The organism is Pedobacter sp. (genome assembly GCF_035566355.1).
Lineage (GTDB): Bacteria > Bacteroidota > Bacteroidia > Sphingobacteriales > Sphingobacteriaceae > Pedobacter.
The window spans coordinates 1-13512 of the sequence record NZ_DATMRL010000581.1 but is presented as its reverse complement, the minus strand read 5'-3'; the positions used below and the strand labels follow the sequence as shown (position 1 = coordinate 13512).

At 40.6% G+C, this 13512-nt stretch carries 11 protein-coding genes; 10 read left to right on the top strand and 1 reads right to left on the bottom strand.

Translation table 11 applies throughout. From position 1 onward, the window contains the following. From VNZ46_RS22830 to VNZ46_RS22810, 5 genes are all read left to right on the top strand, one after another. Positions 1 to 436 (top strand): RagB/SusD family nutrient uptake outer membrane protein (locus tag VNZ46_RS22830; RefSeq protein ID WP_325562933.1); only part of this gene is annotated, 436 nt, incomplete at its 5' end. A 15-nt stretch (positions 437 to 451) separates the two neighbouring features. Then, positions 452 to 2038 (top strand): glycosyl hydrolase family 28 protein, encoded by a 1587-nt coding sequence (locus tag VNZ46_RS22825; RefSeq protein WP_325562930.1) that lies wholly within the window; start codon positions 452 to 454, stop codon positions 2036 to 2038. 30 nt (positions 2039 to 2068) lie between these two features. Further along, complete coding sequence (locus VNZ46_RS22820; protein WP_325562928.1) at positions 2069 to 3193, top strand: glycoside hydrolase family 88/105 protein; 1125 nt, start codon at positions 2069 to 2071, stop codon at positions 3191 to 3193. 2 nt (positions 3194 to 3195) lie between these two features. Then, on the top strand, positions 3196 to 5298 hold the full coding sequence (locus tag VNZ46_RS22815; protein WP_325562926.1) for an alpha-glucuronidase family glycosyl hydrolase: 2103 nt from the start codon (positions 3196 to 3198) through the stop codon (positions 5296 to 5298). Positions 5299 to 5340: 42 nt separating this feature from the next. Then, a complete protein-coding gene (locus VNZ46_RS22810; protein ID WP_325562924.1) occupies positions 5341 to 7296 on the top strand; it encodes a glycoside hydrolase family 97 protein in 1956 nt (651 codons plus the stop codon). 132 nt (positions 7297 to 7428) lie between these two features. Here the strand turns inward: VNZ46_RS22810 and VNZ46_RS22805 are convergent, their stop codons facing one another. Continuing rightward, on the bottom strand, positions 7429 to 9804 hold the full coding sequence (locus VNZ46_RS22805; RefSeq protein ID WP_325562922.1) for a TonB-dependent receptor: 2376 nt from the start codon (positions 9802 to 9804) through the stop codon (positions 7429 to 7431). 434 nt (positions 9805 to 10238) lie between these two features. Here VNZ46_RS22805 and VNZ46_RS22800 point away from each other — a divergent pair, with 434 nt between their 5' ends. The 5 genes from VNZ46_RS22800 to VNZ46_RS22780 all read left to right on the top strand — a co-directional run bounded on the left by VNZ46_RS22800 (position 10239) and on the right by VNZ46_RS22780 (position 13315). Beyond that, entirely contained in the window at positions 10239 to 10814 is a 576-nt protein-coding gene (locus VNZ46_RS22800) for a hypothetical protein (protein WP_325562920.1), read from the top strand. A gap of 155 nt (positions 10815 to 10969) precedes the next feature. Continuing rightward, positions 10970 to 11758, top strand: a complete 789-nt coding sequence (locus VNZ46_RS22795) for an SDR family oxidoreductase (RefSeq protein WP_325562918.1) — start codon at positions 10970 to 10972, stop codon at positions 11756 to 11758. 67 nt (positions 11759 to 11825) lie between these two features. Continuing rightward, positions 11826 to 12230: a heme-binding protein gene (locus tag VNZ46_RS22790; protein WP_325562916.1), complete on the top strand. Its 405-nt coding sequence runs from the start codon at positions 11826 to 11828 to the stop codon at positions 12228 to 12230. A 12-nt stretch (positions 12231 to 12242) separates the two neighbouring features. Beyond that, positions 12243 to 13046: an AraC family transcriptional regulator gene (locus VNZ46_RS22785; RefSeq protein ID WP_325562913.1), complete on the top strand. Its 804-nt coding sequence runs from the start codon at positions 12243 to 12245 to the stop codon at positions 13044 to 13046. Positions 13047 to 13054: 8 nt separating this feature from the next. After that, entirely contained in the window at positions 13055 to 13315 is a 261-nt protein-coding gene (locus tag VNZ46_RS22780; protein WP_325562911.1) for a hypothetical protein, read from the top strand. Positions 13316 to 13512 lie beyond the last annotated feature (197 nt).

The window sequence follows — 13512 nt, the reverse complement described above, 5'->3', positions numbered from 1 at the left end:
CAAATATCTGGATCCTAACCGTTTAACTGTGAATGAAAACTCGCACCGACCAATTATGGTTTTCAGACTCGCTGAAACCTATCTGGTAGCGGCAGAAGCGGCTTTTAAACTTGGTCAAAATGAGGCTGCTGCTGCATATCTTAATACCTTAAGAACAAGGGCTGCTGCTCCTGGAAAACAAGCACAAATGCAAGTAACAGCATCAGACATCAATATTGATTTTATACTCGACGAAAGATCAAGGGAATTGTTTGCTGAGAATGTGAGATGGTTTGATCTGGTGAGAACTGGAAAATTACTGGAAAGAGTACGCAAGTATGACGATTTTGAGGCTAAAAACAATATTAAGGATTTCCATGTGCTGCGACCAATTCCTTTATCCCAAATCAATGCGGTGACCGTAGGTACGCCGTATCCACAGAACCCAGGTTGGTAATCAAGTTTAGAAAGTATGAAAATTTTAAAATTATTGAGCTTGTTACTCTTTCTGATCCCCTTTCAAATTTCAGCAGCACCTCCGGGTACAGCTGAAATTTATAGTTACCCCATGCCTGGCATTTACCATGCCTCCAGTGTTTTTACATTGGAGGTCAATGGTAAAAAGATACCTGTGGTAGGCTATAACAGTAAATATGACTATGCTCATTTTTCTCTGTCGGCCGGGAAGGCAGAAGCCTTGGTGACCCTAGTGCCAGGCCAGGTAGTGACCAGCTATCGCATTAGTCCTGAAAAAAAAGAGATCAAAGGCATTCTATCCGGAAATCAACTGAAGTTTTACTTGAAAGAAGGAGATTATTTGATAGTTAAAATTAACAATTTAAGGGAGTTGGTTATTGCAGCCGATGTCGTTGAAAAAGATCAACCAACTTCTTCAGGAAAAACAATCTTTAATATTACCAGGAGGCCTTATAGTGTTAAACCAAATCAGGAAGGGCCGGTTACGAAAGAAATTCAGCAGGCAATAGATGATGCTTCAAAAGTACCAGGTGGAAAGGGGATTGTGTATGTTCCGGCTGGAGTTTATCCTATTGGAAACCTGCAACTGAAAAGCAATACTTCTTTATACCTTGAAGGTGGCTCGGTTTTGTTATTTAGTGGGAAAAAGGAAGATTTTAAGGTAAATGCTCATAAAGCATCTCAGAAACGAGATCTCACCTGGTGGATCTATACAGACAGTGGCACGCATGATGTCAAAATATATGGACGGGGTACCTTGGATGGCAATGGGAAATATGCTACGGAGCATCTGAATATCGGAAGTAATATTCTCGCTGTTATGCATTCAGAAAATGTTATCCTCGACGGTCTGCTGATTAGAGATTCGGGATCCTGGGCCATTATTCCAATAAGATCTAAAAACCTTGTTTTTAAGAACTTCAAGCTTTTTAATCGTTTTGATATGGGTGAGAATGATGGTATCGACGTAATGGAATCTGATCATGTAACGGTGGAACACGCGATAGGTATTGCCCTGGACGATCCATTTTCTACTAAGACTTGGGCCCAAAATACAGATCTTTGCCGTAATTGGCCGGGTATGGCTAAGCCTCAGACCAATATTACATTTGACAACCTGGTGTCCTGGACCTATTGTTATGCTTATAAAATTGGCCAGGGTGTGATGCAGGACCAAAGTAACATTACTTTTAAGAACTGCGTAGTCTATGATGCTGCAGTTGCGATAGGTATCCATCATAAATGGGGCACGGCAGGAGTGAACAATGTTATCTTTGATCATATAGATGTAGAACGGTTAAGTTACCAGAACGACGATCACCGCACCTGGGCCGTTTTCTTTATGCAAAATGGAGACCATAAGGGAAGCGGTCCTGTTTCAGGCGTTCAGGTCAGAAATGTTCTGATCAGGGATGCGGGTCAGTCTCCTGGAAAGCTTAAAGGATTAGATTCAGCCCATCAATTCAGGAATATACATTTTGAGCACATCAGGATGCCTGGCATTCTGCACTCTGCCTCAAGTCTTAAAGAAATGAACATTACAGACGTTTCATTTGCAGAAAACATCAGCATTTCCCCTTAAGCAAGAATCCTTAAAATTTAATTATCAGACATGTTTAGACTACAACATACATTTATTTTTACCCTCATTTTTTGTGGTATGGCTTATGTTACCAGGGCACAGGAAAATTTCTTCAGCGACATGCCAGAGCATAGTGACCCCCTTAAAGTAGGAATGATCCTGACAAATCATTACCTGGAAGGCCCATTTAGTAATTTTGGATTTTCAACGCCTCCAGTTGCTGTTACATATTCTGAAGTATGTACCTGGTACGGTGCTCTGAAATTTACAGCTGTTGCAAAGCAAACTAAATTGAGCCAACTGCTGGATCTGAGGTTCAGGCCACTTCTTTATGAAAAGAAGAACCTTCAACCGCGTCCCGATCATGTTGATCCTTCCATCTTTGGTTCTATTCCATTGGAACTGTATATGCAATTTAAAAATCCGGTGTATATGGATATGGGCAAATGGTTTGCGGACCAGCAATGGACAGTACCACAGAATCCTAAACAAAACTACCAAAACTTGCTGGACAGTGGTCTCAGCTGGCAAACAAGGATGTGGATTGATGACATGTATATGATCACAAACCTTCAGGCACAAGCCTATCGTGCCACAGGAGATATAAAATACATTAACCGGGCAGCACATGAAATGGTGACTTACCTCCGGCAACTACAACGTCCAAATGGTTTGTTTTACCATGCACCTGATGTACCCTTTTTCTGGGGAAGGGGAAATGGTTGGATGGCCGCTGGAATGACAGAATTGTTAAAGTCCCTACCAGAAAACAATCCGGATTACAGAACGATACTTTTGGCCTATCAGAAAATGATGAACAGTCTAAAAAAATATCAAACCGGAGACGGAATGTGGCGGCAACTGATTGACGATAAAGAGTCCTGGCCGGAAACTTCTGGCAGTGGAATGTTTACTTATGCACTGATTACAGGGGTGAAGCGCGGTTGGCTGGATGGAAAAATCTATGGTCCTATAGCCAGGAAAGCCTGGATTGCCTTAACCTCCTATATTGATGCGAACGGCGATGTGAAAGAGGTTTGCCAGGGAACCAATAAAGAAAACAGCAGAGATTACTATTTAAACAGAAAAAGGATCGCAGGTGATATGCATGGACAAGCTCCGGTTTTATGGAGTGTTGTTGCTTTAATTGAATAAACATGAAGAAATATCTATTCTCCTTATTTTTTATTTTCTTTTGCTTTAGCTGTTATGCAGAAAGCGGTTACGATCTGTGGCTCAGGTATAAATTCATTGAGAGCCCTATTATAAAACAGAGATACCTGTCTGAATTGAAACACCTGGTCGTAATTAACAACTCCGCTACTTTAAAGGCCGCTTACCAGGAGTTGAATATTGGGATCCATGGCATGCTTGGGCTAAACCTGGAAAGGGAATCTTCAGTAACTAAAGATGGAAGCCTGGTTATAGGAACGGAGTCTACAACGGATGTTGGTACCGAAGGCTACAAGATTACATCTATGCGGATCCATAGCAAAAATTGTATCAGGATTTCTGGAAATACAGATATTGGCGTGCTTTACGGAGTATATCATTTTTTAAGACTAATGCAGACGCAGCAAGATATCCGTAACCTCAAGCTCAGGGAACAACCTAAAATTAAACTGCGGGTACTTAACCACTGGGACAACCTGAATGGTACAATTGAGAGAGGTTATGCAGGCTATACCATTTGGGATTGGCAACGTTTGCCTGGCTACCTTGACCGGCGTTATACGGATTATGCACGTGCAAATGCGTCTATAGGAATTAATGGTACTGTGTTGAATAATGTGAATGCAAGTGCCAAAAGCCTAACCAGAGAATATCTGATAAAAGCAGCGGCGCTGGCAAATGTATTCAGACCCTACGGAATCAAGGTCTATCTCACAGCGAGATTTAGTGCTCCAATGGAAATCGGTGGCCTTAAAACAGCAGATCCTCTGGATTCAGCAGTGATCAAGTGGTGGAGAGACAAAGCAGACGAGATTTACCGTTATATTCCTGATTTTGGAGGGTTCCTGGTGAAAGCCAATTCAGAAGGCCAGCCTGGTCCGCAAGATTATAAAAGAACTCATGCAGATGGAGCAAATTTACTGGCTGATGCACTGGCAACTCATGGGGGTGTGGTGATGTGGCGTGCCTTCGTTTATGAGAACATAAAAGGTGAAGACAGGTCTAAACAAGCCTATACTGAATTTAAAAAACTCGATGGGATGTTCAAAAAGAATGTACTTCTGCAGCCTAAAAATGGTCCGATTGATTTCCAGCCTCGTGAGCCTTTTCATCCGTTATTTGGTGCCATGCCTAAAACGCAGCTCATGATTGAGTTCCAGATTACCCAGGAATATCTGGGTTTTGCAACGCATCTGGTTTATCTGGCACCATTATTTAAAGAGACGCTTACTTCAGATACCTATGCTGCAGGAAAAGGTACCACCGTGGCTAAAATTGTAGAAGGCATACAAGAGCAGCATCAATTGTCGGGAATTGCTGGTGTAGCAAATATAGGTAGCGACCTGAACTGGACCGGACATCCTTTTGCACAGGCCAACTGGTATGCTTTTGGACGTTTGGCATGGAATTCTGACCAGAGTTCTGCCAGCATTGCAGACGATTGGATAAAAATGACCTTTACACAGGACCGGTCATTTATTGTCCCAACATTGCAATACATGCTCAACTCCAGACAGAACACGGTGAAGTATATGATGCCTTTAGGTTTAAATCATATTATGAATCTGGGAACCCATTATGGACCCGGACCATGGGATAAAATACCGGGGTGGAATGCCCATGATTATCACCAGGCTGATGCTATTGGAATCGGCGTAGACAGAACAAGCAGGGGCAGTAATGCTGTAAGTCAATATTTTCCACCTGTAACCAGGATGTTTAATGACCTTAGAACCTGCCCCCCTGATTTTTTGCTTTGGTTTCATCATGTACCTTGGGATTATAAAATGGCTTCAGGCAGGATACTTTGGGATGAGCTGGTTCATGAATACTACTCTGGTGTAGATGATGTACAGAAGATGCGACGGACATGGGATCAACAATCCGGAAAAATTGACCAGGAACGATTTGAGCAGGTTAAACAGCTTTTGGCAGAACAGGGAAGGGAAGCTGCCTGGTGGCGTAATGGCTCTGTATTGTATTTCCAGGGTTTCTCCAAACGGGCTATTCCAAGTGGATTGAAGCCGCCTTCTAAAACACTTAAATATTACAAATCTATTCCGTTTCCAGATCGGGCTGAAGAATAGTAATTTAACGTTCGCATATAAATGATAAACCTCTAACACTTTATGAAAAAATTAAGATTCATCCTATTAACATTGCTGTCGCTTTCTGTCGCTGTACACGCACAGGAGAAGCAGATTGTTTTGCAATCTCCTCATGGGAACATTCAGATTTCTATAGCGCTTTCAGACAAGATCTATTATTCTGTAGCCATCAATAGGGAAAACCTGATGCAGAAGAATTATTTAAGCTTAAAACTAAAAGAGGAGATACTTGGACAAAACCCTAAGCTACTGAGTATCAAAAAAGGTAAAGAGGCCGGAGTCATAAAACCTGATGTGCCGTTGAAATTCTCTGCAGTGAACAATACTTACAATTCCCTGGTGCTGAATTTTAAGGGCGATTATTCGGTAGAATTTCGTGCCTTTGATGACGGAATTGCATATAGATTTTTAACTCAAAAAAAGGGACAAATCGATGTTGTAAATGAAGATTTTGCAGTGAATTTCCCTGGGGATTATTTACTCCATGTGCAGCAACCGGGTGGTTTTAAAACTGCTTATGAAGAAGCTTATAGTCAGGTGAATTCAAAGGATTGGAAAGCCACAGACAAGATGTCGAATTTACCTATGCTGATAGACACCAGGAAGGCTTATAAGATATTGGTCAGTGAATCGGATCTTTCTGACTACCCGGGAATGTTCCTTAAAGGCACAGGAAATAACGGTGTGCTGTCTACTTTCCCAAAAGTACCTCTGGAGTTTGGTGAAGACGGGGACCGTAGTCAAAAAATTCTGAGGGAGGCTGATTATATTGCCAGAACAACGGGTAACCGGCGCTTTCCATGGAGATATTTTGTCATTACCTCTACCGACAAACAGTTAATAGAAAATACAATGACGCTTAAACTAGCTTCCGCATCTCAGATTAAAGATCCAGGCTGGATCAAGCCAGGACAAGCCAGTTGGGAATGGTGGAATGATGCGGCTCCTTATGGTCCTGATGTTAATTTTGTGTCGGGGTATAACCTGGAAACCTACAAATACTACATAGATTTTGCAGCCAAATTTGGATTGAAATATATCATCATGGACGAAGGTTGGGCCAAGAGCACAACAGATCCTTTTACCCCTAATCCAAAGGTTGATGTTCAGGAGCTGATCCGTTATGGAAAAGAAAAAGGCGTGGGAATTGTATTGTGGCTAACCTGGCTCACCGTTCACAACCATATGGATGTATTTAAGACTTTTCAGGAGTGGGGAATCAAAGGAGTGAAAATCGATTTTATGGACAGGAGCGACCAATGGATGGTGAACTACTATGAAAGTGTGGCTAAAGAAGCGGCAAAACACCAGTTGCTGGTCGATTTTCATGGTGCCTTTAAGCCTTCCGGTTTAGAATACAAGTATCCAAATGTGATCTCCTACGAAGGGGTGAGGGGCATGGAACAAATGGGCGGTACGCTTCCTGATAATAGTTTGTATTTGCCTTTTATGCGCAATGCGGTTGGCCCGATGGATTATACGCCTGGTGCCATGTTGAGCATGCAGCCAGAAGTATATAAGGCGGAAAGGCCTAATGCGGCAAGTATCGGAACCCGTGCTTATCAAATGGCATTGTTTGTGGTTTTTGAAAGCGGGATACAAATGCTTGCGGATAACCCGACATTATATTACAGAAATCTGGATTGTACGGAGTTTATTACGCAGGTACCTACCACCTGGGACGAAACTAAAGCTTTGGAAGCAGAGGCCGGTGTAGTTGCAGTGGTTGCTAAACGTAAGGGGCAAACCTGGTTTATTGGCGGTATTACCAATGGCAAAATGAAAGAACGGAATGTGCAGTTGAATTTTGATTTTCTGGAGAAGGGTAAAACTTATACGATGACCTATTTTGAAGATGGAATCAATGCGGACCGTCAGGCCATGGATTACAGAAAGAAAACAATACAGGTTAAATCTGGAGATCGTTTTCTGGTGAAAATGGCCAGGAATGGTGGGTTTGCTGGTGTCATCAAATAAGTAATGCTGCAAGTTCTGAGATAATATGAAAATAGATTTTATGGTCTCTCTGGACCTTACAGGCCCTGAGGTTCGCCCATTAAAATCTATTTTCCTGGGTGCAGACTGGTGATAGTTGCATATCTTAAGTTATTATAGTCTTTGGGACTCATTTTCTAATCCGGATTCTCGTCTATCTTGTGTTTTGATTTTGTTATTGCCGAAACGGTAGCTGAAGTTTAACCTCACCTGACGGGTTTCTCCAACATAGGTGGTATGTAGCAGTAGGTTATTAAGTTCGGTATCTGTATTGTATCTGTTTCCTCTGAAAATATCCGAAACACCCAGGCTAAGGGTGGCTTTGTTTTGCATCAGGTTCTTTTTTAAGCCGAGGTCTATTTGTGAATTGCTTTTTACATTGGTGTTTAAGCTGCTGATTCTTTTAGAGTTCCATATGCTTGCGGCTTCGGCGATGATACCTCCTGGCAGGTTGAAGTTTTGCTGAATATTTAAGGTGCCGGATAAACGACTACGATTGTAGTTTCCGTATTCTACGGTTCCCACCTTATTCTCCAGGCGGTATGCTATACCAGTGATGGTCATGTTCCACCATTTCGTGAGGCTCAATTGCTGGGTTATGGTTAGGTTCAGGTTGTTTTGAAATCCGATATTCCTGGGGATCATGTTGATAAGATTATCCTGAAAAACTTCTGTAATCGTATTGCTGATATCTGTTGTATGGGTGTAACTGACGGCTATGGTGGTTTTTTTATAAATATACTGCAGAGCTAAAGTATTTGCGTACTGGGGTTTCAGAAATGGATTGCCTTTCCAGTAAGATAATTCGTCTACGGGGTAGGAAAATGGGTTCAGGTTGTTGTAGGCGGGTCGGTCTATGCGTCGGGCAAAACTTAAGTTGTAAGTACCGGATTGTGTGGTTTTATAGGTAATTGCAGCGGTCGGAAAAAGGTTAAGGTAGTTTCTAACAACCGATGTTGGTGGTATTGTACTTCCTTCGCGGGGTTGAAGGTCTCCCTGGGAATGGGTGTTTTCCAATCGCAGGCCTATGTCAACGTTAAGTCCTTCTGCGAGGGGTGTTTCGTATTTCAGGTATCCTGCGCTTACTTGTTCTTTATAATTGAAGGTATTGGATAGATTGATGTCTATTACATTTTCACTTCCGTTCATATCGTATTGGTCAAATACATTGTCTGCGGCTACGCTGGAAAATTTTGCACCCGTCGACACTCTTCCTTTGCCAATTGGAAAACCGTAATCGGCCTTAAGGGCATATAATTTAATATTTCTGCTGTTTGCCACAAGGAAATTGTTGGAAGATTCAAATGCACCGCTTGGCGAATAGAATGTATTGGTGCTCACATTTTTTGTGGCTGCATCAAAGATCCCATAATCTGCATCTATATCCAGGCTGGTTCGGTTACTCCCTTTGTAACGGTAGTTTAAGTTGGCGTTGTAGCGGTGTGCTTTTTGTTGGGGGTAATCACTCTTGCTTCTAAGGATCTGTAAAAGGTTGCCCGTTGCCTGGTCATAAATGTCGGTAATGGGAAAGATCAAGCCTCCGCCGCCTGAAAAATTAGCATTCATCACTACACCCAGCGTTTTGGTCGTATCTATTGCATAATCTGCACCGAGGGTTGACCCTATGCTGTGTTTCTTATCTATGTCGTGGTTGGAATTCAGATAGATCTTTCCATTGGTTGTTCTGTCATTGTCATAGTCCATCGCAAAATGCCCAAAGTTGTGATTGTAACCGCCAAACATATTCAGTTTTCCTTTGCGGAAATTCAGGTTTATATTGGTGTTTTGCTTTAAAGTTTTGCCATAGGCAATGCCGTTATTCATACTGCCGTTAAAGCCTTCAGCCATTGATTTTTTAAGTACAAGGTTAACAATGCCACCAGTTCCGGCAGCGTCATATTCAGCTGAAGGGTTTTTAATGACCTCGACGGATTTTAAGTCGGAGGCTGACATTGATTTAAGCAACTGGGCAAGTTCTTCTGCCTGCAGGTAAGTTTGCCGGCCATTGATCATCACCAAAGCACCACTGGCTCCATTCAGAGTTATGGTATTGTCTTGGTTGACGATGATGCCCGGTATTTTCTTAAGTGATTCTAATGCATTGGTTCCTTGTGCTGTGATACTCCGCTCGATGTTATAGATCATTTTTCGGCCTTCGATCTTGATCAGTGGTTTGTTAGCGGAACTTTCAATGACGACTTCTTTTAAACTACGGGCGTTGAGCTCAATTTTGACGATACCTAAATCTGTATTGCCTGATGATTTTGGGAGCGCTGTCTGGTAGCTGAGTGCGCCTAAATAGGTAATGGACAGGATATAAGTTTCAGATGGGACTGCAAAATGGAAGGACCCATCGGGATTGCTCAGTACTTGCTTTACTATCTGACCGCTATTGCTGTCTTTTAAAAATAATGTTGCTCCATCTACGGGCTCATTTTTTGTGTTTTTGACAATTCCTTTTATGTTGATGTCAATTTTATTTTGTGCCAATGTAGTTGAAATAATGCAGCTTAATAAAATGAGGAGGAAGGAGGTTGGGCGTAGGGCAAGGTTTATCATGAAACGAGCGGTCACTTATTTTAATTGGTTGGGTTCAGGTTTGTATGGATTTGTAATGTGTTTGGCTAACATATCATTTATTTTTCAGTTATACAACCTGGTACCTGAAGCCTGGCTGAGTAAGTGTGTTGTTGTAATGGTGTAAGGTCTTGTTTTGAAAAATAGATTTTATGGCCTCTCTGAACCTTACAGGCCCTGAGGTTCGGCCATCAAAATCTATTTTCCTGGGTGCAGATCCTGGATGGTTCCTAAGATATTAGTTCTTTGAGTTTTTAATTGTAATATTTTTGACTTGGTGTGTGGTGATTTCTTTAAATGTGGCAATAGCTTTATATTTAATCAAAATCTAATGCAAACATTGGGACATGGATAAAAATAGGTTATCTTTAATTTTGTTATTTGTTGTTTCTTTTCTAACATTTGCGGTGTCTTGCCAGAGTAAGGAAGACCCTGATTATCAATACTCGGAGGAGCAAATGAAACAGTTTCTTGTTCAAGTCACCAAGAATGCTGTGGCCACTATCACGGATATTACGGAGGTGGAGAAAAAACCGACCAACAAATTCAAAATATGTACAAGATATCCTCTTTCTGAAGAGAAACTTAACGAGTACAAACAAAGCAATGGAACTATAGTCAATAGGGATGATGATATTTCTGATTTTGCAACTTATACAGTTAAAGATTTCGATTTTACAAATGAGAAAAATGAAAAGCTGCGCTTTGTAGATAATGGTGATGCTACTTATTTGCAAGAATATGGTCTATGGGAATACACGAATACTCTGCACCAAAATTTGGGTATCGAATTAACATTGAACGGTAGGTTCGAAAAATTGAAAGGCCATGTTACTATTGAGTTTATAATGCCTGGAAAAATAAAGAAACAAGTAAGGATTCCGGTGAATATTTCAATTTATGATAAGGTTGAACAGAAATAGATTTTACTAATCTATTTTAACCGCAAGAGAAAATAGCAATTCATAAAATCTAAATGTGGATCTGGACGTTTTACCAATATACATTTGGACTTTTGAGTAATAAATTATATTCCTAAATAGATCAATTTTGCTCTGAAACATTTAAACAAAAGAAAATGAGCAAAACAATCTTAATTACAGGTGCAGCAAGCGGTTTTGGGAAAATCGCGGCATTTGATCTGGCTAAAAAAGGATATAAGGTAATTGCTACGGCACAAGTTTATCCACAAATGAGCGATTTAATACGGGATGCGAAACAACAGGGAGTGGAACTTACGGTTGACAAACTGGATGTCACGGACGCTCGTGATATTGCCTATATTCATAAAAAATACGACATCGATATTTTAATTAGTAATGCGGGAATTATGGAGGGAGGGCCTATTGCCGAGCAACCGCTGGATTTAGTTCGTGATATGTTTGAAGTCAATGTATTTGGTGCATTGAACCTGGCGCAAGGTTTTATTAAAAAGTTTGTAGAGAAGAAGGCTGGTAGAATTGTATTTACCTCGTCTATGGGTGGATTGTGGACTGTGCCTTATGTGGCTGCTTATTGCGCTTCTAAACATGCATTGGAATCAATTGCTGAAGGTTTAAAAACCGAACTGGCACCTTTTAATATCAAAATTGCAACTTGTAATCCAGGCGTGTTTGGTACTGGTTTTAATGATCGTGGAGCCGATTCAATTTCACGCTGGTACGACCCTAAAATTAATTTTACGCCTGCTTCTTCTTTTGATGGGGTGACCGATGCGTTGGCCAATCAATTAGATCCTCAATCTATGGCTGATATTATTGTAGAGGTAGCATTGAATGATGATTCCAACTTCAGGAATGTGCATCCGAAGGAAACTGAAGATTTTGTAAAGCAGTTACAAGTTGAGGCATGGAGTGCTAAAAGTTAATTCAGCCTGGAATGTGCAGGTTATCTATCTGTACATTCTTCTATTCTAAAATTAAGCATGAAATAATATGAATATAGGATATACTGATGCAGTAAAAGCTCTTAATGTTGCAATTGAGAAAGCAACAGAATTGAATGTTCCAGTGAGCATTTCTGTGGTTGATACTGGTGGTCATCTAGTGTCTTTTGCGAGACTGGATAGTGTTTATGGAGTTATTGATTTTGCTATTAAGAAGGCAAGAACGGCAATAATGTTTGGTGTAGATAGTGATGTGATGGGAACTATAATTACTGGAGCCGATATTCACGGCTACGGCATGATCAATTCGAATATGGGTTTGCTAACTATTGGGGGTGGTGTAGTAATCAGAAACAAGGATGGAAACATCATCGGTGCTATAGCCTCATCAGGTGGATCTCCAGAACAAGATAAAGCAATTGCCAATGCTGGCGCAGTCTCGCTTAAAATTTGACATATTTGTTGTATGGCTGGAAATAGTGAAATCATATTTGACAAATTGGTGTATTCTTGTGCTTTTGAGAAGTACAGAGGGTATGAGGAGTTTATTCCTGAACATTTTTTAGGTTTTCAACTTTCGGGTGAAACGCATGCTTTCCATGATCAGGGAAATACGGTGATCACTGAAAATTCTATTGTACTGGTGAGGAAAAATCAATTGGTCCGTACGATTAAGTATCCCTCTAAGGAAGAAAAATATCAATTTCTTTCCATCACGCTAGACAAAGAAACTTTGCGAAGGTATGCGCTTGAAAATAAAATTGTTGTGGAGCGGCGGTATGACAGTAAACGTAAGTTGTTTTTTGAATCCAACGATCTTCTTAAAAGTTATTTTATTTCTTTATCGCCGTATATCAATAAAAAAAAGGAATCTACGCCTAGATTAGCGGATTTGAAAATCAGGGAGGCTATAGAATTGCTTTTGCAGAGTAATCCCGACTTTAAATATCTGCTATTTGATTTTTCTGAGCCGTATAAGATTAATCTGGAAGAATTTATGAACCAGAATTACATGTTTAACGTTTCCGTTGAATCTTTTGCTAAACTTACGGGACGTAGTCTTTCTGGGTTTAAACGGGATTTTAGTAAGATATTTGCTACTACACCTAAACAGTGGCTTCGCGACAAACGACTTGAAGAGGCATATTATATGATTAAGCAAAAGAAACAAAGGCCTGCAGAAATTTATTTGGACCTGGGCTTTGAGAATTTGTCGCATTTCTATTTTGCTTTTAAACAGAAATTCGGTTTAACGACTTCGGAGTTATAGACAGTGTTATGTATAGAATTGAAGTAATGGGTTCTACCAGTGGGGTATGCTATAGTTTTGCTCCTGTTGATAGTGTGACCGGATTTGAAGCACAACTTGTCAAAGATGGCTTTAAAAAAGACGGCTTTAAAAATGAAGATGAGTTGTTGGAATCTTCTTTAAAAACCTCCATGATTCCTGTCGATAAAGATATAAAAGAATACCTGTTCAGCTTTGAAAATGCTTGTGAGATGTTACGAAGGGGAAACGCTATTTTTAAATCAATGTAAATTATAATTTAAAGGCGATGCCCATGCTTATTATAAAATACACATCGGTCTTTAGAGAGAGATGTATCGAAATCTTTAAAAGTAATTTACCAAAATTCTTTGCTCCTGAAGAGCTGCAGCTATTTGCAGACTTTTTGGACCATGATATTGAAGATGATTACTATGTTGTACAGGAGGATGGGCTTGTATTAGCTTGC